The 23,818-nt window shown below is 31.2% G+C and carries 9 protein-coding genes, 7 tRNA genes and 3 rRNA genes; 18 read left to right on the top strand and 1 reads right to left on the bottom strand.

Annotated features, from left to right (window positions below; genetic code table 11):
* Positions 1 to 2 precede the first annotated feature (2 nt).
* From CPEL_RS07905 to rrf, 15 genes are all read left to right on the top strand, one after another.
* Complete coding sequence (locus CPEL_RS07905) at positions 3 to 1,340, top strand: DNA recombination protein RmuC (RefSeq protein ID WP_084083577.1); 1,338 nt, start codon at positions 3 to 5, stop codon at positions 1,338 to 1,340.
* On the top strand, positions 1,324 to 2,670 hold the full coding sequence (locus CPEL_RS07900) for a bifunctional ADP-dependent NAD(P)H-hydrate dehydratase/NAD(P)H-hydrate epimerase (RefSeq protein WP_044599369.1): 1,347 nt from the start codon (positions 1,324 to 1,326) through the stop codon (positions 2,668 to 2,670). Before CPEL_RS07905 ends, CPEL_RS07900 begins: the two co-directional genes overlap by 17 nt.
* The gene (gene purN / locus CPEL_RS07895) at positions 2,661 to 3,233 is read left to right on the top strand and encodes a phosphoribosylglycinamide formyltransferase (protein ID WP_044599368.1); all 573 of its coding nucleotides are present in this window, start codon (positions 2,661 to 2,663) and stop codon (positions 3,231 to 3,233) included. The genes CPEL_RS07900 and purN overlap by 10 nt, the downstream gene beginning before the upstream one ends.
* 42 nt (positions 3,234 to 3,275) lie before the next feature.
* A complete protein-coding gene (locus CPEL_RS07890) occupies positions 3,276 to 3,992 on the top strand; it encodes a TerC family protein (protein ID WP_044599367.1) in 717 nt (238 codons plus the stop codon).
* Between the two features lie 181 nt (positions 3,993 to 4,173).
* A tRNA-Pro gene (locus CPEL_RS07885) sits at positions 4,174 to 4,251 on the top strand.
* Between the two features lie 12 nt (positions 4,252 to 4,263).
* Positions 4,264 to 4,340: transfer RNA gene (locus CPEL_RS07880), tRNA-His, on the top strand.
* 3 nt (positions 4,341 to 4,343) lie between these two features.
* A tRNA-Arg gene (locus CPEL_RS07875) sits at positions 4,344 to 4,420 on the top strand.
* 26 nt (positions 4,421 to 4,446) lie between these two features.
* Positions 4,447 to 4,523 (top strand) — tRNA-Arg (locus CPEL_RS07870).
* A 5-nt stretch (positions 4,524 to 4,528) separates the two neighbouring features.
* Positions 4,529 to 4,613: transfer RNA gene (locus CPEL_RS07865), tRNA-Leu, on the top strand.
* Between the two features lie 91 nt (positions 4,614 to 4,704).
* Positions 4,705 to 7,773 carry a two-partner secretion domain-containing protein gene (locus tag CPEL_RS08810; protein ID WP_049984608.1) on the top strand — a complete coding sequence of 1,023 codons (3,069 nt, stop codon included), beginning with the start codon at positions 4,705 to 4,707 and terminating at the stop codon, positions 7,771 to 7,773.
* Between the two features lie 467 nt (positions 7,774 to 8,240).
* A 16S ribosomal RNA gene (locus CPEL_RS07855) occupies positions 8,241 to 9,753 on the top strand.
* A 90-nt stretch (positions 9,754 to 9,843) separates the two neighbouring features.
* Positions 9,844 to 9,919 (top strand) — tRNA-Ala (locus CPEL_RS07850).
* Between the two features lie 4 nt (positions 9,920 to 9,923).
* Positions 9,924 to 10,000: transfer RNA gene (locus CPEL_RS07845), tRNA-Ile, on the top strand.
* Positions 10,001 to 10,513: 513 nt separating this feature from the next.
* Positions 10,514 to 13,421: ribosomal RNA gene (locus CPEL_RS07840) — 23S ribosomal RNA — on the top strand.
* A gap of 120 nt (positions 13,422 to 13,541) precedes the next feature.
* Positions 13,542 to 13,658, top strand: a 5S ribosomal RNA gene (gene rrf, locus CPEL_RS07835).
* Together the 16S, 23S and 5S rRNA genes with 2 tRNA genes alongside form the textbook arrangement of a ribosomal RNA operon.
* Before the next feature lie 444 nt (positions 13,659 to 14,102).
* On the opposite strand, the gene CPEL_RS07830 is transcribed toward rrf, so the two are convergent.
* Positions 14,103 to 16,874: a DEAD/DEAH box helicase gene (locus CPEL_RS07830; RefSeq protein ID WP_044599366.1), complete on the bottom strand. Its 2,772-nt coding sequence runs from the start codon at positions 16,872 to 16,874 to the stop codon at positions 14,103 to 14,105.
* Positions 16,875 to 16,989: 115 nt separating this feature from the next.
* Between CPEL_RS07830 and CPEL_RS07825 the strand changes: the two genes are divergently transcribed.
* The 3 genes from CPEL_RS07825 to CPEL_RS07815 are packed head-to-tail and all read left to right on the top strand — an operon-like array spanning position 16,990 to position 23,753.
* A complete protein-coding gene (locus CPEL_RS07825) occupies positions 16,990 to 20,772 on the top strand; it encodes a type IIS restriction/modification enzyme (protein WP_044599365.1) in 3,783 nt (1,260 codons plus the stop codon).
* Positions 20,772 to 21,941, top strand: coding sequence for a protein kinase family protein (locus tag CPEL_RS07820; RefSeq protein WP_044599364.1), 1,170 nt, complete (start codon positions 20,772 to 20,774; stop codon positions 21,939 to 21,941). The genes CPEL_RS07825 and CPEL_RS07820 overlap by 1 nt, the downstream gene beginning before the upstream one ends.
* A gap of 33 nt (positions 21,942 to 21,974) precedes the next feature.
* Entirely contained in the window at positions 21,975 to 23,753 is a 1,779-nt protein-coding gene (locus CPEL_RS07815; protein ID WP_049984607.1) for a pentapeptide repeat-containing protein, read from the top strand.
* Positions 23,754 to 23,818 lie beyond the last annotated feature (65 nt).

Raw genomic sequence — 23,818 nt, 5'->3', positions numbered from 1 at the left:
TAGTGGAAATTTTAATAGCTTTTTTGTTTGTTTTGATTTTGGCTTTTATATGGTATGTGTTTAAAAGCCAAAAGGAAAAGATGAAATTAGAATTTTTAGCGCAAAATAACGCCTCTTTGCAAGAGCAACTTCGTGCTTTAGAACTTGAAAAAACTACACTTATAGAAAAAAATTCCAAGCTTTTAGATGAAAAAATATTGTATTTATCTCAAAATGAAGCTTTAGGGGCAAAATTAGCCCAAAAAGAACAAATCCAACAAGAGCTTTTAGATACTCATTTAAAACAATATTCTCAGCTAAAAGAAGAATACAATCAAAATTTAACCAAGCTAGAAGAAAAATACAAGCAAAGTTTAACTGAGCTAAAACAAGAATTAGATCAAAATTTGCAAAAACAAAATGCAAATATTTTAAATCAAAATAAACTCATGCTCAATGAAGATGCAAAAAAAATTTTAGAAGAGGTTTTTTTGCCTATTAAAAAAAGCGTGAAAGAATACAATGAAAGATTAAATTCTAATGAAATTAGCCTTAAAACTCATATTGATAATATGTTTAAATTCAGTCAAAATATGACAGAAAATGCAGATAAATTAGCCAAGGTTTTAAAGGGTGATAAAAAAATTCGTGGTAATTTTGCAGAATTACAACTAAAATCCGTTTTGGAAAATAGCGGTTTAGTAGAAGGTGTGCAGTATAAATTACAAGAAAGATTTCAAGATGAGGGCAAAACTTACATTCCTGATGCAGTGGTGTTTTTAGACAAACAAAAAAGTATTATCATTGACGCAAAATTTTCACTTCCAAGTGATTTTAGTTTTGAAGATATGAGTAGTAGTGCTTGTTTTGATTTAGCGAGTAATTTAAAAGCAAGGATAGATGAGTTAGCCAAAAAGCCTTATATGCAGTATGATAAGCACACTTATGAGTTTGTTTTGCTTTTTATACCTTATCAAAACATTTTAGATTTGATTTTAAGCGTTGATCTTGAAATTTATCAATACGCTTATAAAAAAAAGGTTTATCTAACCACGCCAAATACGCTTTTTATGGCATTAAATACCATAAATATTTCATGGAAAAATATCCAAAGCAATGAAAATGTTTTAAAAGCTTTTGAAGAGCTTGGCAAGTTTCATGATAAATTTGCAGGGGTTTTGGAGGATTTTGAAAAAATCAAAGATAATGTTAAAAAATTAAATTCCAATTTAGACAATATGCAAACAAAACTAACTCATGGAAGTGGCAATGTAGCCTCAAGGGTTATGAAACTCAAAGAATTAGGTGCAAAAACTCAAAAATTTATAAAATATGAGATAAACAATGAAAGCGATATTTAAAGATAATATTTCTTATGAAAAACAATTGATTGAAAAAGGTTTGGATGAGTTTTTAATGATGGAAAATGCAGGCATAGAGCTTGCAAATTTCATCAAGAAAAAAAGTAAAAAATTCAAAAACGCTAAGATTTTATTTTTGCTTGGTGCTGGCGGAAATGCAGCTGATGGGCTTGTAGCTATTAGACACCTTAAAAAAGCTTATGCGTATGCTTTGGGTTATAAAAAAAGCACAATGTTTATCAAGCAAGAACAAATTTTAAAAAATATGGGTTTTAAATTTTTAAAAAAACAACCTAAATTTAAAGACTTTGACATTATAGTTGATTGCGTTTTTGGTAGTGGTTTAAACAAAGCTTTAGATGAAAATTTACAAAGAATTTTTCAAAAAATTGCCAAAAGTAAGGCTTTAAAAATAGCTTGTGATATACCTAGTGGGCTTGGAAAAGAGCTATGTTTTAAGGCTGATTACACACTTTGTATGGGTGTTTTAAAAGAAATTTTGTTAGAAGATTTTGCAAAAGATTATGTTGGTAAAATAAAACTTGCCAATCTTGGTTTAAAATTAAAAAACAAAAATTTACAAAATTTCTTACTAGAAAAAAAAGATTTAAGATGTATTGATAAAAAGGCCAACTCAAATAAAGGCGATTTTGGCCATGTTTATATCTTGGCTAACAAAAGTGCAGGAACTTTAGCAGGACTTGGAGCTTTAGAATTTGGAGCAGGGCTTGTTTCATTGGTTGCAAAGGAAAGCTTTTCGCCTTTAATCATGCTAAAACAAGACTTTAGCCAAAATGCCAGTGCTATAGCTTTGGGTATGGGGCTTGAAAATTTAGAAGTTTTAAAAGATGAGAGGTTAAAAAGCATTCCTTTGGTGCTTGATGCAAATTGTTTTTCAAGCCCTGATATAAAAGCGTATTTAAAACGCGATGATGTGGTTTTAACCCCTCATCCTAAAGAATTTTCAAGGCTTTTGAGTTTTTGCTTTAACAAAAACATTAGCGTAGAAGAAATTCAAAGCAAACGCTTTTTTTATGCAAGAGAATTTGGAGTTAATTTTCAATGTGTTTTAGTGCTAAAGGGGGCAAATACCATCATTTTACAAAAGGAAAAGCTTTTTGTAGTAAATTGTGGTAATGAGGCTTTGGCAAAAGGTGGCAGTGGTGATGTATTAAGCGGAATGATAGCAGCATTACTTGGAGCTAAATTTAGCCCTTTAAAAGCAGCAAAAAATGCTGTTTTAGCACATGCTTTGGTGGCTAAAAATTACACAAAAAATAAAAATAGCTTTGATGCTTTAAAACTAATAAAGGGGTTAAAATGCTTATAAAACTAGCAGTTTTATTTAGTGGAAATGGAAGCAATTTAGAAAATATCTTAGAAAAATTACACAAAAAAACCTTTGGAAAAAACACCTTTGAAGTGGTGCTATGTTTGTGCAATAAAGCTAATGCTTATGGCATACAAAGGGCTTTAAAATACGGCCTTGATACAAAAATCATCGAACATGAAAAATTTACTTCAAGAGAAGAATTTGACGCAGAACTTGTGAGGCTGATTAAACAAAGTCAAGCAGATTTAACTATTTTGGCAGGATTTATGCGAATTTTAAGCCCTGTTTTTACGCAAAATATAAAAGCTATCAACTTGCACCCTTCTTTGCTTCCTTTATTTAAAGGAGCCCATGCGATTAAAGAAAGCTATGAAAGCGATATGAAAGTAGCGGGTATTAGCGTGCATTGGGTAAATGAAGAGCTTGATGGTGGGAAAATCATAGCCCAAAAAGCCTTTGAAAAAGGAAAATTAAGTTTTGAAGAATTTGAAGATAAAATTCATACCTTAGAACATGAGCTTTTGCCTGCTAGTATTGTTGAAATTTTTGAAAACGATTAATTTTTTGTCATTATAATTACGCTTTTGTTTAAAGGAAATTAAATGTTTGAATGGATTTTTAGTGTTGATGCTTGGATAGTATTATTTACCTTAACGGCTTTAGAGATTGTTTTGGGGATTGATAATATTATCTTTTTAGCCATTTTAGTTAGCAAATTACCGCCTGAACATAGAGATAAAGGTAGAATTTTAGGCCTTGCTTTTGCAATGCTTACTAGGATTTTATTATTGCTTTCACTCTTTTGGGTTATGAAGCTTGTTACGCCTTTGTTTAGCATTTTGGGTAATGAAATTTCAGGAAGGGATTTGGTGCTTTTGCTAGGGGGTTTGTTTTTAATCATTAAATCCATCAAAGAAATCAAAGAAAGTATCACACACGAAGAACACGATCAAAACAACCTAAAACTTAGCAATAAACTTTGGGTAGTTGTTGCTGAAATAGCTATTATAGACATAGTATTTTCACTAGATAGTGTTATAACAGCTGTTGGCATTGCAAATGAAGTTGAGATTATGATTATTGCAGTTGTTATTGCTGTGTTAGTAATGCTTTTTGCTTCTAAAGCGATTGCAGATTTTGTAGAAAAATACCCAAGCATTAAAATTTTAGCCTTAGCATTTTTAGTGATGATAGGGGTTGTTTTAGTATGTGAAAGCTTTGATATACATATTAATAAAGCATATATTTATATCGCTATGGCTTTTTCTTTAATCGTGCAAATTTTAAATATCATCTCGGAGAAAAATCATTCTAAGTAATACTTGGTATTTTAATACTAAGTATTATTTTATTTTTATACTAAGATGATTTAAAGATAAAAATATCGCTTTTTAAGCTTAATATGCTTTAAAAAAAGATAACAAAAGCATTAGATGTTATAGATAAAATCTTGACTTTTGATGTTTTTTTATGTAAAATAACGCTTTATTTTTTCTTTTTCGGGGTGTAGCGCAGTCTGGTTAGCGCACTTGGTTTGGGACCAAGGGGCCGAAGGTTCGAATCCTTTCACCCCGACCATTTATATAAATGGTGAGTGTAGCTCAGTCGGTTAGAGCATCAGATTGTGGTCCTGAGGGTCGTGGGTTCGATTCCCATCACTCACCCCATCAGCGCTCGTAGCTCAACTGGATAGAGCAACAGACTTCGGATCTGTAGGTTATGGGTTCGATTCCTATCGGGCGCACCAAAAGCCTGATTTATACTTATTTTTATGCGCTCATAGCTCAGCTGGATAGAGCAACGGCCTTCTAAGCCGTAGGTCAGAGGTTCGAATCCTCTTGAGCGTACCACTTTAGCGGATGTGGTGAAATTGGCAGACACGCCAGACTTAGGATCTGGTGCAGCAATGCGTGAAGGTTCAAGTCCTTTCATCCGCACCACTTGTTTAAAATCATTTTTTTCATTAACTTAAGTATTTTTTTATAAATATAATATTAACATACATAAATTTTTTCAAATAAAGGATTTATTATGGCAGTATTTTCTCCACGGGGGGGGGGATCGAATAATTTTGATTTAACTCCTTCTAAAAAACTAACTAATCACATCTTACTTTCAAGTATAGTTGCTTCATTACTTTTTTCACCTGCATTTGCCTTACCAAGTGGTGGTAAATTTACTCATGGCACAAGTGGAACTATAAATGTTAGTGGTAATAATATGCATATACATGGTAATAAAGTTAATTCTGTTATCCAATGGGGTGGTGGTTTTAATATAAATAAAGGTGAAAGTGTAAATTTTGGTGGTAATAGTAAAAACTACTTAAACATAGCTCATGGAACAAATAAATCTACCATAGCAGGTATATTAAATGCAAGTGGTAATAATGTATTTTTAATCAATCCTAATGGAGTAATCATTACTAAAACAGGCAATATCAATGCTAATCGCTTTGTAGCTTCTACTTCATCGATGAGTAATGATGATATGAATAAATTTGCTAATATGAAAACCTTTGAACAAGGTGCTTCTTTTTCTCCTGTGTTTAAACCCAACCCTAAAGGTGGTAATGTAATCAATATGGGTAATATCAATGCAAACGATGTATTGCTTATAGGTAATAAGGTTTTAATACAAGGATACTTAAATACAAAAGATAAAACTTTTAACCAAATAAAAGCTATAGATGAGGGTAAAAAAGCAAATATACATTTAGTTGGTAATGAAATTTATGCTGATATAGCTACTTTTAAAGATATAGGAAAATTATACATAACAGCCAAAGATAAAGGTTCTCTTTATCTAAATGCTACTGGATATTACTATAATCCATCATCTTTTAAAGATTTTGATTTTATAGTAAAAAACTACAATGGAATAAATCATAATAATACGAATTTTTCTAATATGAAATATGTAGGTATAGGTTCTGATGTAGACTGGTGGCATTTTGCTAAAGGTTGGAATGAATACAACAATGATTTTAGAACCATTGCAAATGAATATAGACTAATTAATGATATAGACTTTCAAGCTAATTGTAAAAATGGAGTATGCACTGGACAAAATTATGCAAATTACTGGGTAGATTTAAACGGAGATGGTATAAAACAAGATAATGAATTTACTAGTATGATAATTAATGGCAATTATTTTACTAAAACATTTGATGGACAAGGTTATACACTTAAAAATATAAATATAGATACGACAAAATTAAAATATAATCCTAGCCATGTAGGTATTTTTGGTGCAATTACTTCGACTATAAAAAATGTTAATGTAGATTATATGGGTGGAGGTATTAAAGCAAAAAGTGTCGGCTATCTAGGTGGTTTTGTTGGTCTTTCATACGCTGGAGCTTTATTAAATATTTCTTTAAGTAATATGGGATATTTTAGTTTTACTGGTGGAAGTTTTATAGGTGGTTTTGCTGGTTCTCTTCAAGATGGAATACATTCAAATATATCATTAAATAATATAGGAGATATTAGTGTTAATAATGTAACTTTTATGGGCGGTTTTGCTGGTTATCTCCAAGATGGAATATATTCAAATATATCATTAAATAATATAGGAGATATTAGTGTTAATAATGTAGATTCTACAGGTGGTTTTGCTGGATACGCTGGAATAGTAAAAATTTGCAATATCTCTTTAGAAAAAATAGGAAATATAAATAGGATTGCTTACAATGGCTATGAAGAAAATAGTCATGTAGGTGCTTTTATTGCACGAGTATCCAAAGTTGATTTTTCAAATATTTATTTAAAAAATATAGGAAATATTTTTAACGAGGCAAAAAAGAATGATTTTCTTCATGCTACTGCTGGAGGTTTTATTGGGTATTTAATGGAAGGTGATACAAAATTTGAAAATATTTTTATATTTTTTAATCCTAATATAAAAATAATCAACGAAACTGGCTTATCTGGTAAATTTTTTGGCGCATTAAACGATAAAGCAACATATACTTTCAACAACATCCACATCTACCATCATGAAAAAGATTTAGCTAATGCAACAGCTGACAAAAACTATTGGGGAAGCACTAATGATAAAATTCAAATTCACACTTACGCAGATAAAACCCAAGAAAGTGTATATAAAGACTTTTTATCTAAAGCAAACACTATAGAAAAACCAACTATCCCAAATAAACCAAGCGATAATGATGTTATCTTAGCAAGTGATGATTTATATAAAGATATAGTAGATAAAATCATTACTGATTTGTATAATAGCAATACAGATAAAAAAATCTATAATCTTTATTTAGTAAATTTGCTAGATATGCTTAAAGATAAAGCAAATTATTCTAATATGAGTGAAAACCAAAAGGTTGAATTTGTAGCTAAATACTTTTTAAGTGGCGATAAAACAAAAGCTTTAGAAGTAGTTCAAAGTTTAGATTTTCTTTTAGCTTATGAAAAAAATGGTTTAAGCACTGCTTCAAAAGATAAATTTGATGCAGAAGCCTTGAATTTAAAAAATACCTTACTAGCAAATACAAATAAAGTTATAAAAAATAAAAATGATTTATCTAATTTTCTTGAAAATGATTTAAAAAATTTATTGATTAATTCTAATCAAGCTTTAGCTAGTTTAAAATTAAGCCAAGAACAACTTAAAATAGCCATAACTAAATATAATGATTATGTTAAAAAAATCAATGAAAATCCAAGTATAAAAAATGAAGCAACTTTAGCTTCTTTAAAAGCTGAAGTAGATAGATTAAGCAATCTTAGTGGAGAATTAGCCACTACTATAGCTAATAATCAAATAAAACTAGAAACTTGGCAAAAACAAGCTAGCGATAAATCAAATCAACAATTTAACATAATAGGTAAATTTGATAATATAGCTTTAACAATACCTAATTTAGAAAAATTAAACAATTCTAGTGGTATTGAAAATGATGATTATCAAAAACTATCACGCCAAATAGCTAGCTCACAAAAACAAACACCTACTTTTAAATACGAAGAAGAAGAAACCCAAGAGATAGACGAAGCAGCACTAACTCAAAGAGCTAGAACTTGTATAGTAAGTGATAATTTTAAAACTATGAATCCTTGCGTGGTAGAAAGTTATTAAAACTCTACACTGCTAATTTAGCAGTGTAGATTATACAAAGTGTTTTTCTTATTAATTTATTAAAATAAATACAAAAACTATCAACTAACCCAATTAATTCTAATACAATCTTTGCTTAATATAAAAACATACAAAAACATAAAAGAATATAAAAGAATATAAAAGAATATAAAAGAATATAAAAGAATATAAAAGAATATTAATAATACTTTAAGCTTATATAGCTATAATTTCATTTCCTTTTTTATTGAAAGGAAATTAAAAATAAAACTTTTTGTTTTAATTTTTTATGTTCTTTAAAATATTAATATTGTTAATCAAATCTTATTAGTCAATCTTTGAAATCTAAATAAGTGATCGATTGAGCCAGATAGTTAAAGCTTAATTGTCTTTAACTATAAAAACAAATATAAACTTTTTTCTTTGATGAAAAAGATTAAACTTTTCAATCAATATAATTTTTAATTATTATGGAGAGTTTGATCCTGGCTCAGAGTGAACGCTGGCGGCGTGCCTAATACATGCAAGTCGAACGATGAAGCAACTAGCTTGCTAGTTGTGGATTAGTGGCGCACGGGTGAGTAAGGTATAGTTAATCTGCCCTACACAAGAGGACAACAGCTAGAAATGGCTGCTAATACTCTATACTCCTGCTTAACACAAGTTAAGTAGGGAAAGTTTTTCGGTGTAGGATGAGACTATATAGTATCAGCTAGTTGGTGAGGTAATGGCTCACCAAGGCTATGACGCTTAACTGGTCTGAGAGGATGATCAGTCACACTGGAACTGAGACACGGTCCAGACTCCTACGGGAGGCAGCAGTAGGGAATATTGCGCAATGGGGGAAACCCTGACGCAGCAACGCCGCGTGGAGGATGACACTTTTCGGAGCGTAAACTCCTTTTCTTAGGGAAGAATTCTGACGGTACCTAAGGAATAAGCACCGGCTAACTCCGTGCCAGCAGCCGCGGTAATACGGAGGGTGCAAGCGTTACTCGGAATCACTGGGCGTAAAGGGCGCGTAGGCGGATTATCAAGTCTCTTGTGAAATCTAATGGCTTAACCATTAAACTGCTTGGGAAACTGGTAATCTAGAGTGAGGGAGAGGCAGATGGAATTGGTGGTGTAGGGGTAAAATCCGTAGATATCACCAAGAATACCCATTGCGAAGGCGATCTGCTGGAACTCAACTGACGCTAAGGCGCGAAAGCGTGGGGAGCAAACAGGATTAGATACCCTGGTAGTCCACGCCCTAAACGATGTATGCTAGTTGTTGGGGTGCTAGTCATCTCAGTAATGCAGCTAACGCATTAAGCATACCGCCTGGGGAGTACGGTCGCAAGATTAAAACTCAAAGGAATAGACGGGGACCCGCACAAGCGGTGGAGCATGTGGTTTAATTCGAAGATACGCGAAGAACCTTACCTGGGCTTGATATCCTAAGAACCTTATAGAGATATGAGGGTGCTAGCTTGCTAGAACTTAGAGACAGGTGCTGCACGGCTGTCGTCAGCTCGTGTCGTGAGATGTTGGGTTAAGTCCCGCAACGAGCGCAACCCACGTATTTAGTTGCTAACACTTCGGGTGAGCACTCTAAATAGACTGCCTTCGTAAGGAGGAGGAAGGTGTGGACGACGTCAAGTCATCATGGCCCTTATGCCCAGGGCGACACACGTGCTACAATGGCATATACAATGAGACGCAATATCGCAAGATGGAGCAAATCTATAAAATATGTCCCAGTTCGGATTGTTCTCTGCAACTCGAGAGCATGAAGCCGGAATCGCTAGTAATCGTAGATCAGCCATGCTACGGTGAATACGTTCCCGGGTCTTGTACTCACCGCCCGTCACACCATGGGAGTTGATTTCACTCGAAGTGGAAATACTAAACTAGTTATCCCCCACAGTGGAATCAGCGACTGGGGTGAAGTCGTAACAAGGTAACCGTAGGAGAACCTGCGGTTGGATCACCTCCTTTCTAGAGTACAAACTTTAAGTCTCACAACTTAAAGTTATAAATTCAATCATCCTTGTTTAGATTTCAAAGATTGACAAAAAGCTAGTTTTTGGGGAATTAGCTCAGCTGGGAGAGCGCCTGCTTTGCACGCAGGAGGTCAGCGGTTCGATCCCGCTATTCTCCACCATAAAGGGCCTATAGCTCAGCTGGTTAGAGTGCACCCCTGATAAGGGTGAGGTCACAAGTTCAAGTCTTGTTAGGCCCACCATGTAAAAAAGATTTGAAAAACATATAAGCATTTATAAGTTTTAAAACTTAAAGCAAGTATATAAAAACATATAAATTAAAGACTTACTACTTTATTTATATTTTTAAATTATTTAAACTCTTTATATATACTTGCTTTAGGTTTTAAGACCTAAGCTAAATAAAATAATAAAATTGATTAATTTAAAACAAGATTTGTAAAAGTTTTTTCATATGCTTTTATAAAACTTATACTTTATAGATTTTATTGCTTTATTTAATGTTATTTAAATTATCATTGTTAAGAGTCACAAGCAAGTTTAATAAAAACAATTTTACAGGACTTGTTAAAGGATAAAACCTAACTATCTTTTCTTTAACCTCTAGTTGAAGATAAGTTTTAAACTCACGACTTAATAAAACTAATATTTTAGTTTGCCTTAAGTGTTTAAATGCTTTCCGTCTTAAGATAGTAAAGTCTTATCATTAAAAACTTTAACAAGGAAGTGATGCGTTTTAGAATAAAAGGTAAAAAAGGTAAGCTACTAAGAGCGAATGGTGGATGCCTTGACTGGTAAAGGCGATGAAGGACGTACTAGACTGCGATAAGCTACGGGGAGCTGTCAAGAAGCTTTGATCCGTAGATTTCCGAATGGGGCAACCCAGTATATAGAGATATATACTACCATAATGGAGCGAACGTAGGGAATTGAAACATCTTAGTACCTACAGGAAAAGAAATCAATAGAGATTGCGTCAGTAGCGGCGAGCGAAAGCGTAAGAGGGCAAACCCAGTGCTTGCACTGGGGGTTGTAGGACTGCAATGTGCAATAAGTAAGGTTAGTAGAACACTCTGGAAAGTGTAGCCATAGAGGGTGATAGTCCCGTATACGAAAACCAAACTTTAGCTAGCAGTATCCTGAGTAGGGCGAAACACGTGGAATTTTGTCTGAAGCTGGGTCGACCACGATCCAACCCTAAATACTAATACCAGATCGATAGTGCACAAGTACCGTGAGGGAAAGGTGAAAAGAACTGAGGTGATCAGAGTGAAATAGAACCTGAAACCATTTGCTTACAATCATTCAGAGCCCTATGTAGCAATACAGGGTGATGGACTGCCTTTTGCATAATGAGCCTGCGAGTTGTGGTGTCTGGCAAGGTTAAGCACACGCGAAGCCGTAGCGAAAGCGAGTCTGAATAGGGCGCTTAAGTCAGATGCTGCAGACCCGAAACGAAGTGATCTATCCATGAGCAAGTTGAAGCTAGTGTAAGAACTAGTGGAGGACTGAACCCGCTAGCGTTGAAAAGCTATGGGATGACTTGTGGATAGGGGTGAAAGGCCAATCAAACTTCGTGATAGCTGGTTCTCTCCGAAATATATTTAGGTATAGCGTTGTGTCGTAATATAAGGGGGTAGAGCACTGAATGGGCTAGGGCATACACCAATGTACCAAACCCTATCAAACTCCGAATACCTTATATGTAATCACAGCAGTCAGGCGGCGAGTGATAAAATCCGTCGTCAAGAGGGAAACAACCCAGACTATCAGCTAAGGTCCCCAAGTCTTACTTAAGTGGAAAACGATGTGAAGTTACTTAAACAACCAGGAGGTTGGCTTAGAAGCAGCCATCCTTTAAAGAAAGCGTAATAGCTCACTGGTCTAGTGATTTTGCGCGGAAAATATAACGGGGCTAAAGTAAGCACCGAAGCTATAGACTTAGTTTTACTAAGTGGTAGGAGAGCGTTCTATTTGCGTCGAAGGTATACCGGTAAGGAGTGCTGGAGCGAATAGAAGTGAGCATGCAGGCATGAGTAGCGATAATTAATGTGAGAATCATTAACGCCGTAAACCCAAGGTTTCCTACGCGATGCTCGTCATCGTAGGGTTAGTCGGGTCCTAAGCCGAGTCCGAAAGGGGTAGGTGATGGCAAATTGGTTAATATTCCAATACCAACATTAGTGTGCGATGGAAGGACGCTTAGGGCTAAGCAAGCTAGCGGATGGAAGTGCTAGTCTAAGGATGTAGGAGCTTATATAGGCAAATCCGTATAAGAATACTCCGAGATCTTAAAGGCTCTTTGAAGTCTTCGGATGGATAGGAGAATTGCTGATGCCGTCGAGCCAAGAAAAGTTTCTAAGTTTAGCTAATGTTGCCCGTACCGTAAACCGACACAGGTGGGTGGGATGAGTATTCTAAGGCGCGTGGAAGAACTCTCTTTAAGGAACTCTGCAAAATAGCACCGTATCTTCGGTATAAGGTGTGGTTCGCTTTGTATTAGAATTTACTTCGAAAGCAAAGAAACTTACAACAAAGAGTCCCTCCCGACTGTTTACCAAAAACACAGCACTCTGCTAACTCGTAAGAGGATGTATAGGGTGTGACGCCTGCCCGGTGCTCGAAGGTTAATTGATGGGGTTAGCATTAGCGAAGCTCTTGATCGAAGCCCGAGTAAACGGCGGCCGTAACTATAACGGTCCTAAGGTAGCGAAATTCCTTGTCGGTTAAATACCGACCTGCATGAATGGCGTAACGAGATGGGAGCTGTCTCAAAGAGGGATCCAGTGAAATTGTAGTGGAGGTGAAAATTCCTCCTACCCGCGGCAAGACGGAAAGACCCCGTGGACCTTTACTACAGCTTGACACTGCTATTTGGATAAGAATGTGCAGGATAGGTGGGAGGCTTTGAGTAATAGACGCCAGTTTATTATGAGCCATTGTTGAGATACCACTCTTTCTTATTTGGGTAGCTAACTAGCTTGAGTTATCCTCAAGTAGGACAATGTCTGGTGGGTAGTTTGACTGGGGCGGTCGCCTCCCAAATAATAACGGAGGCTTACAAAGGTTGGCTCAGAACGGTTGGAAATCGTTCGTAGAGTATAAAGGTATAAGCCAGCTTAACTGCAAGACATACAAGTCAAGCAGAGACGAAAGTCGGTCTTAGTGATCCGGTGGTTCTGTGTGGAAGGGCCATCGCTCAAAGGATAAAAGGTACCCCGGGGATAACAGGCTGATCTCCCCCAAGAGCTCACATCGACGGGGAGGTTTGGCACCTCGATGTCGGCTCATCGCATCCTGGGGCTGGAGCAGGTCCCAAGGGTATGGCTGTTCGCCATTTAAAGCGGTACGCGAGCTGGGTTCAGAACGTCGTGAGACAGTTCGGTCCCTATCTGCCGTGGGCGTAAGAAGATTGAAGAGATTTGACCCTAGTACGAGAGGACCGGGTTGAACAAACCACTGGTGTAGCTGTTGTTCTGCCAAGAGCATCGCAGCGTAGCTAAGTTTGGAAAGGATAAACGCTGAAAGCATCTAAGCGTGAAGCCAACTCTAAGATGAATCTTCTCTAAGCTCTCTAGAAGACTACTAGTTTGATAGGCTGGGTGTGTAATGGATGAAAGTCTTTTAGCTGACCAGTACTAATAGAGCGTTTGGCTTATCTTTTTTTATAAGCATCACTTCCTTGTTAAGGTTTTTAAAATCTTAAAAGGTAAAAAAGTTTTTTAAACTTGCTCTTAACATTGTTTTTTAAGTATTCTTAATAAAGAATATTTAAATAACAATGTCCGTGATTATACAGATGTGGAGACGCCTTGTCCCATCCCGAACCAAGAAGCTAAGCACATCGTGGGTGATGATACTACGCCTTACTGGCAGGGGGAAAGTAGCTCATTGCGGACTTGTTAATTCTTATTATTCTTACTTTATATATAATCCTATGTTTATTTTTATTGTTAGTTATTAAAATTATTTAGTTATTTATTGGTTTAACTTTTAAATTAGTTTATTTTTTAATTGATTGTTTTATTTTTTTAAATTTTTATGGTTTTTAATTTATTCTGTTTTTTATTTTTTTAGTTTTATTATTTTATTTCTTCTGGTTGTTTTAATTTTTCGGTTTTAAAATACTTATAATAAATTTGCTAAATTTGGTTTTTTATTTTTTAGTTGGGATGATTTTTAGGTTTTATTATTTTATTTTTTTTATTTAATTATATTCTTTTTTAGTTTTTAATTTATTTTTATTCTTTATTTTTTATGGATTGTGTTGAGAGATTTTTATAGTTTATTTAATAAAAAGCTAGCTTAGAGTATTTAGCTAGCAATATTATGTTTGTGTATGATTTAAGGTATGATAGTATGTATATCTTTAAGATATTCAAAATGCTTAAGTTTAATGTATTTTTCTTTGTTTCCTATTATAAAAATAGCTATTTTTGCTCGAGTTAATGCAACATTGATTAAATTTGGTTTAGCTGCTACCCAATTTCTTGCACCATCACTACTTCCGCCTAAAATAAGTATAATCACATCTACTTCTTTTCCTTGCATTGTATGTATAGTGCCAATTTTATCGTAATCTAAAATTTTATATTTTTTATGTATATTTTGAAGTTTTTGTTTGATATCTATAAAAGGGGTTATAATTCCAATTTTTATATTATTATAATTGAGTGTAATTTCATCTAAAAGTGTGTTTAAATATTCTATTTCTTTTTCATTACAATTACCATTAAACTCTTCCTCTTTTATGTTATACCAAGTGTTTTCTAACTCTGGAGTGTTTTCTTTTTGTTTTCCATATATCATCATGTTGTCATAAGCTATTTGATTTGATAGTTTAAATATAGGCATATTGCAACGATTATGCACCCGTAGCGGAGATCCTACCCATATTTTTTCAGCGATATTTATGCCATATTTTTGAAAAAAATCGCATCTAGTTTGTAAAGATACCTCTTTTATATTGAAATTTTGATTTATATTAAATTTGCTCATAAGAAAATTATTTATATTGTTTGGAATATTTATTATGGGTTCAAGTTGAAGTGGATCTCCTATTATAATAGCTTTTTTCACTCTATATATGGCACCAATAGCACTTGTTATAGTGCTTTGTCCTGATTCATCACTAATTAAATATCCAAATTCATTGTGCTCTATGTCTTTAAAACATGTGCTAAAAGATGCGTAAGTGGAGCTAACTGATGGTATAACAAAAAATAAACTTTTCCATATCTCAAGAATATTATTCCTTGAGAGTTTTTTGAAGTCGTTGTTTTCTAAGATACTGCTAAATTTTTCTAAATTATGTTTAAATTTATCATTATTACATAATATAGCAGCTTTATGTAGATTCAGCGCTTTGATAAATAAGTTGTTTCGTGCTTCAAAAAGTTCAGTTTTTATACCATTTTCTATCATAAAAAAAGAAGACTTTTCTCTGTTTTCCGTATCGTTTAAATAAAATATTTCATTAATTAATGCAATATTTTTTTCTATATCTTTTTTATAATCTTTTCCTATGATTTTATATCTTAATACTTTATATAAATAGATGATATTATAAAACAAATTTTTTCTTTGTTTTAGTTTGTAAAAAGTTTTAATTTCATGAATTATATTTTTATATTTTTTATTATTATTATTTAATAACTTCCTTACCTTGTACAATGCTTCGTTAAATTCATATTTGGCTTTATCAAAATTTTCTTTAGTGAATTTATTATTGTTTATATAGTTTATAAGACCAATAAACTCACCTTCTTTTGTTTTGAAATCTTTTAAGGCATAATTTATAAAAGAATTTTTATTAGATTTGTTACCTAGTATACCACAGATTAACCCCCAAGCTTTGGCTTTATTTTTTGTAGAATTAGTTGGAAAATTTAAATAGTTAGTGGCTATTTCACTAAAATAGTCAAGTTTTTCAATATAATCATTATTAATACTATTGTTATTAGGAATTTCTTTACTTATGTTTTCTACTGCTTTATTGTTGCTTGAAGCTAGTATGATTTCATAACCTTGTAGTTTTTTATTTAGTTTGTATATTTCACCTTCTTTTTTTAAAATCTCATTACAATTAAGCTTGGAAATCTCTATAGCTCTTTGAGTAATAATACCTGCTATAATATCTTTTATAAGCGTTGTTTTGCCAGTTCCTGGAGGGCCATTGATTGAGTAAATTTGATTATGTTCTTTATGCATTTTGAGTATTTTATTTACTGCAAATTGCTGAGAGTACATTAGTGCAAATTTGCTAGCAAAAGAACTAAGGGCTAGTTCATTGATATAACTTTCTAAAACATCTAATAAATTTTTATTTAGATCTATACGATGTGTTGGATTGTTGTTTAAATACTTGTCTATCATAGCAAGCTTATTTTTATCATAGTTGTTTATAATATTAGTCAAGTCTTGTATATAAAAGCTATTTAAAAATACATTTTCGCTTGTGTCTTTGATGAAATTAATAGATATTCTAAGCTTCTCTCCAAATAATGGAAATTTATGTTTTATAATTTCTAGTGTTTGAGAGTAAAATTCCTCAATAGAAATATTTTTAGGTAGCCAAAATAAATCTCTGGCAATTTCTTGACTTAAATTGGTAAAGCAACAATCTATATTATCAATATTGTATGCTATCCATGGTGCTGTTGATAAATAGAATTTTGCGCTATTAAAGCAAAATTTATCGTCTATTATAGGTGTAAAATTTTTATGACTTTTTAGATTAAATTCGTCAAATTTTATAATGTTATCTTGATGTTTAAAATTTAATTTTCCATTAAATGTTAAAACAAAAGAAGCATATTCTTGGTTTTGTTCATTGTAGTTTTCTGATTTCTCTAAAATGTTAAAATTTTCTATGATTTTTTCGTATAAAATTTTATTTTCATAAATTGCACCTTGTATAATAATTTCTAGGCTATATTCTTCTATGTTTTTATGTTTTTCTTTAAATTCTTTATAAATATTTTCAATATTATTTTTAATACAATCATTAATATTAAAAGGTGTGGTAGTTATATCATAGCTGTTTGGTATTTTTTTTACACTTTGAGGCGTTAAGTATTCTACAAATAGCAAATATTTTAAAATATTATTATTCATTTGTTTCCTTAAAATAAAAAATAAAATTATAGCTTACAAATAGGAGTTTTATATCTTTTCAATCCTTTAAAGTAAATTTTAGTAAAATACAAAATATTTTTTATAAAGGTTAAAAATGCACTTTACTTTGTTAAACGAAAAAGATTTTTTCAACCCCTACTACCGCAAAAAGCAAATCACGCAAAATGAATTTGACATTTTTAGCAAGGCTTTAATGCAGTATTTAGAAAAACTTGAAAGCTCACAAAGTGAAAATGAAGACTACCTAGTAGCTAACGCACTTAGTCCATTTTTAACCACGCTAAATTTCAAAACCCACATCAAAACCAAACAAAAAGGCAAAAGCGAAATTGATTTAGCCATCGCTAAAGACGAGCTTAGTAAAGATTTAGAAGTTATCATCGAAGCTAAAAAGCCCAACTCAAAAGAATTCATCACCCACACAAAACCAAATTCCAAAGCCTTACATGAGGCTATTTTGTATTATTTTAGAAACAGAGAGCATAGCTTTAGTTTGAAATTTATCATCATCACAGATTTTTATAAATTTTACATTTTCAAAGCTAGTGAATTTGAAGAGCTTTTTTATAAAAGCACAAGTTTTAAAAAGCTTTTTGAAGAATTTCAAAATCCAAATTCACTTTTTAAAGGCAACACCGATGAATTTTATAAAGAAGCTAGCAAACTCATAGAAAATTCCAAAGAAAATTTAAAAGGCTTTTTCATCGACTTAGCCTTTTTAAAAGACAAGCAAAAGTCAAATTTCAAAAATCTAGCAAGCGTTTTTAAAACCTTCCATAAAGACTTTTTGCTAAATGAATTTAGCCCAAATGATGCAAATTCGCTAAACAACGCATTTTATAAAGAGCTTTTATACATCTTAGGTTTAGAAGAGCTTAAGCAAAACTCAAAAGCCATCATCGCACAAAGCGAGCAAAGCAAACAAGCCCAAGGCACGCTTTATCATCTCATAGCTTGCAAACTCCCAAAGCATGATTTTGAAGAAGTGTTAAAATTCATCATACTTTGGCTAAATCGCATTTTATTTTTAAAGCTCATTGAGTCAAATTTAGTTAGATTTAACGATGATAAAACCTTGAAATTTTTAAATTTTGAAAAAATTCCAAATTTCAACACCCTTTCACACCTTTTCTTTGAGATTTTGGCTAAAGAAAAACACACAAGAGTGCAGAGTAAATTTGGTTATTTGCCGTATTTAAATTCATCGCTTTTTGAAAAACAAACTATAGAAAAAACCACGATAGAAATCACCGCTTTAGAAAACGATGTTTTGCTAGAATACCACCCGCACACACAATTAAAAGATGATAAAGGCAAAAGCAAAAAAGGCAAAGTAAGCTTGCTTGAGTATTTGTTTGAATTTTTAGATAGTTTTGATTTTGGAGCTGATGAGCAAAGCGAAGAACTCATCAAGCAAAAAGAACTCATCAACTCAAGTGTTTTGGGAAATGTCTTTGAAAAACTAAATGGCTACAAAGAAGGCAGTTTTTATACGCCAAGCTTTATCACTTCATACATGTGTAAAGCAAGTGTGGAAAAAGTTGTGCTAGATAAATTCAACCAAACTTTTAAGCTAAATGCCACAAATTTAAGCGAGCTAAGAACCCAGCTACGCCATGAGAAAATCTCTAAAGAGCAAAAACTAGCCTTGCTAAATTCCATACGCATTTGCGATCCTGCCGTGGGGAGCGGGCATTTTTTGGTTTCTGCTTTAAATGCCATGCTTATGGTGCATTATGAGCTTGGCTTGTTTGAAGAGGACTTTTACTTAAGCGTGCAAAATGATGAAATTTTAGTGCAAAATCACAAAGGCCAGTTTTTAGAGTATAAACGCCCCGATTTTGACAAAGATAAAATTCATCTTTGCCAAATAGAGCTTTTTGAGCGTAAAAAAGACATCATAGAAAACAACCTTTTTGGAGTAGATATCAACCCAAATTCATGCGAAATCACTAAACTAAGGCTTTGGATAGAGCTTTTAAAACACAGCTTTTATGAAAGCTTTGATGATACAAACTATCATGATCTTAAAACCCTACCAAACATCGATATAAACATAAAATGCGGGAATTCTTTAATAAGCTATTTTGAAATTCACAAAAGCCTTTCTCACTACCCAAACATCAAAGAACGCATGGATAAATACAAACGCATAGTAAAAGATTATAAAGAAGGCTTTTACACCGATAAATCTCTCATCGCCAAAGAAATCAAAAATCTAAAAATTTCTTTTAAAAATTTCTGCTTAAAAGACAAATTTGCTAAAGAGATCAAGCAACTTACTAACGGGACTAATGAATACTCTAAAAAATACGGCGATTTTTTAGCACAAGATGAAAAAGATGAGAATTTTAGAGCGTTTTTTTCTAAAAATATGTTTGAATTTGACTTTGATGAAAATGAGGCTAAAAAAGAATTTGCAAAGCTTAAAAAGCTTTATGAGAGTATATTTGACTTAGAAAGTGCAAATCCTTTTGAATGGCGTTTTGAATTTCCTGAAATTTTAGATGAAAATGGTAATTTCAAAGGTTTTGATCTTATCATTGGTAATCCACCTTATATCAGACAAGAAGACATCAAAGAGTTAAAGCCAAATTTAGCAAAAAATTATAAAGTTTATAAAGGCACAAGCGACATTTATACTTATTTTTATGAGCTTGGTTTTAACACTCTAAGAGACGGGGGGGGGGTATTGAGTTTCATCACTTCAAATAAATACACAAGGGCAGGTTATGGAGAGCCTTTGCGTGAATTTTTGCTTAAAAATACTACGCTTTTAGAATACATAGACTTAAATAGCATAAAAGTCTTTGAAAGTGCTACGGTAGATACTTCTATACTAAGTTTTCAAAAAGCCAAAACTAAAGATAATAAATTCAAATACCTAGCCCCAAGCACCGAGCTTTTAAAAGAAAATGATTTTAATATAGAAAGCATTTTAAAATTTAATAAAATCGCACAAAGTTCTTTAAGCAAAGAAAGCTTTACTTTTAACGATGAAAGCACAAACGCACTAAAAGCAAAGATAGAAAAGCACGGCACTCCGCTTAAAGACTGGCATGGGCTTAATATAAACTATGGCATAAAAACAGGCTATAATGAAGCCTTTATCATCACTACTGAGAAAAAAGACGAGATTTTAGCTAAATGTAAAGATAAAGATGAAAAAGAACGCACCGCCAAACTCATACGCAAAATGCTACGCGGACGCGATATAAAAAGATATAGTTATGAGTGGGCGGGACTTTGGATAATAGCTTTTGAATTTGGAAGTTATAAAATTTTAGAAAAAGATTATCCTGCTATATATAATCATTTAAAACAATATAAAGAAAAACTTCAAGCTAGAGGACAATGCACTAATAAGCCTATAACAGATCAAAAACCATATTTAGGACAACATCATTGGCTTGAATTAGATAACAATCCAAGCAAAGATTATTTATCGCAATTTGAAAAGGAAAAAATAGTATATCCAGAAACAACACAAGGAGCTTATTTTATTTATGATAATCAAAAATTCTTTATAGAAAAAACAGCTTTTATACTAATATGTGAAAATTTAAAATATTTACAAGCATTGTTATCTTCAAATTTAGTTACTTATTATTATAAAAATTTTTCTCAAGGTTGTAAATTAGGAATGAAAGGTTATCAATATAATAAACACGCTTTAGAAAATTTACCTATACCAAAAATAAATTCTAAAAATGAAAAACTAGCAAATGAGTTAATAAGTCTAGTCGATGAGATTTTAAATTTAAAAGAACAAGACAAAAACGCAAACACTCAAGAATTAGAAAATAAAATAAACTCTATCGTTTATAAGCTTTACAACCTAAACGAAGAAGAAATAAAAATCATTGAAGGCAAATAATGGAAGATAAAATTATAAACTCTATAGAGATTGCTTTTGATGAAATTAAATACCAAACAAACGCGGAATATGTTGCCTTGTATTATATTTTTGATAATGAAAAATTACAATTAATTTTCTCAACATTGCATGAAAAAATTATGTCTTGTTTTCAAAAAATGAACACGCGTCTTCCTAGTACTGAAGAAGATAATTACTATTGGGCTGGTGAAAGTGGAACATTAAAACACAGCATAGAGTTAGCATTAGAATTGCAAAAAAAACTTAAAAACAGCAGTTTGTCTTTCGAAATAGATGAATATTACGCTGATGTTTTTACTGAATGTATTAAATTTTTAAAAAGTAGTGGAGGTAGTATAATTCCTATTGGAATGGAAAAAATAGAAATTTATAAAACTATTCCTATATTTAAAAAATCAGATTTTATTAAAAATTCAAAAACTAATATAGAGCATCAATTAAAAAATATTGGTTGCGGTTCTTATGCGAAAGTATTTAAATATTATGATGAATTTTATCAATGTGATTTTGCTTTAAAAAGATTAAATGAAAAAGCAAATGCTAAAGAAATTGAAAGATTTTTAAAAGAATTTGAAACAATGAAAAGCATAAACAATCCTTATATTTTAAAAGTATATTCTTTAAATAAAGATAGAAATGAATATATTATGGAATATGCTGATTTTACTTTAGAAAAATATATAAATCAAAATAATTCCAAACTTTTGATTGATGAAAAAATTAGTTTAGGTTGTCAAATAATTAGAGGTATTGAAATTTTATGGAATAAAAAAATATTACATAGAGATATAAGCTTTAAAAATATTTTATTAAAGATATACGATGATATTTATCCTGTAGTAAAAATTTCAGATTTTGGGCTTATAAAAGAGATTGATAGTCAATTAACAAGTGAAAATACAGAAGTAAAAGGAAGTTTAAATGAAATTTCTAGATTACAAAAAAAGGGTTTTAAAAACTATGATACAAGTGATGAAATTTATGCTTTAAGTAGAGTTTTGTATTTTGTGGCTACTGGAAAAACAAATATGGAAAAAGCTAAATGCAACTTTTTACAAAAAGCAACTGATGAAAATATAGAGAATAGATATAAAAATTTAAATGATTTAAGAAAAGATTTTGTTTCTTTTTTAAAAAACCGCACATAAAAATTCCATAGTGCCAAGTTAAAAGGATAAAAAATGTATTCTAAATTTTTAACTTTATCAGAAAATGATGTTGAAAAAATCAAAGAAAATTTAAAGGAAGTTATAAAATGTTCTTATGAATATAATATAAAAGAAATAAATGAAGATGATATAGATGATTTTCAAATTAGCAATGAAGAGTATATAAAAAAACATAAAAATTTATTTATCATAAAAAATAATAAAGAAAATATTTTAGACTTAACAATAGATTTAACAATGTTATCTAAATTATCTCATATGGATTTTCAAATAAAATTTGAAAGTTTTAATATAAAATTTAAAAACGAAAGCAAAGAAAAAATACATATTAAACAAAATTTGTATTTTAGTAATTGCTATTTTAAGCAAATGGATTTAAAAAATATTTGCTTTAAAGATTTTGCAATAAGTAACTATAAGCCTATAGATGATTATAAAGCAATGATTGAATTTAATAATTGCGAATTTAAAAATTTACATTTTAATTATAATAATTTTTTAGAAAGTGTTAAATTTACAAATAATACTAAAATATGTAATTTGCATTTAAGTTTTAATACATTTGAAAAATATTTTTATGTAAAAAATTGTTTTATTAAAGAGGTTGATTGGTATGAAAATACATTTAATGATAAATGTTATTTTTATAGTATTTTTTTTAAAAACAATGCGTATTTTATTAATTCTCATTTTAAAGATAGTGTTGATTTTTATAAGTGCGAATTTGAAAAGACAGCTAGTTTTTATGGAGCTAGATTTGATAAAACTCCAAATTTTTCTCAGGTAATTTTCAAAGGAAATTTAAATGTTGTAAATACAAATTTAAATTTTACTTTTGATGATTTGCAAGATAGAATTAAACAAGAATATGAAGATTTTAATAAAGATAAAAATGAAAAAAATAAAAAATCTTTAGATAAATTTGCAAATGATTTTAGAGATTCTTTTAGAAATTTTAAAAGTGCTTTGATAAAAGATAACAATCTTTTAGAAGCTTCAAGTTTTCATAAATACGAGCTTTATTGTAAAGAGATAGAACTAGAAGAGAAAAAGCCCAAGATATTTTCTAAAGAGTGGATAGACAAATGGCAACTTATTTTTTATCGTAAACTTTGTGATCATCATACAGACTTGCTAAAGGTATTTCATAATCTACTTATCATCATCATGCTTTTTAGTGTTTTTTCTTTTGTGTTTGATAAATTTAAACAACCTAGCATAGAAAATAATGCAAAATATCACATCGTTCAAGTAGATACTAACGAAAGCTATATCTTTAAAGAACACAATAAAACGACTTATAATATCTTTGGTTTAAATATAAACAAAGAAAGTGGCAAGCTAGATGAATTTATAAAAAACAATTTTGTTTATATATTGATTTTGTTATTTATAGTTTTACCGATACTTTCTTTTAATATTTTTACTAATTTATATATTTTTGGTAGCTTTTTTTATGTGATTTTTAATTTTTTAGATTTAGTAGCTTTGTATACACATATTGCTATTATAAGTCTTTTTGTATTTTTTGCATTGAAATTTATTTTATTTGATGATAAGCAAGAAATTATAAGAAAAATCATCATTGGTGTTTCTTATATAGTTTGCATTTTTGCACTACTTGTAAAACCTAGTCTAATGCTTCCTGTGTTTGGAAGCTTTTTAGAAAAAGACAGCAACGCTACTTATCCTTTACTGTTTAGTTTATCTGTGGTGTATTTTATACTTGTAGCTTTAGTTCTTTTCTCACTCCAAAAAACCGCACGCAAAAACTCCATAATGCCAAGCTAAATAAAAAGGCTTATTAAAGCCTTTTTATTTTTTTGTTTTTTAAATTTTGCTTATTTTTAGCTTAT

Source organism: Campylobacter peloridis LMG 23910 (genome assembly GCF_000816785.1).
GTDB classification, from domain to species: Bacteria; Campylobacterota; Campylobacteria; order Campylobacterales; family Campylobacteraceae; genus Campylobacter_D; species Campylobacter_D peloridis.
Note: the sequence above shows the minus strand (reverse complement) of the source record. Positions and strands in the feature narration are given on the sequence as shown.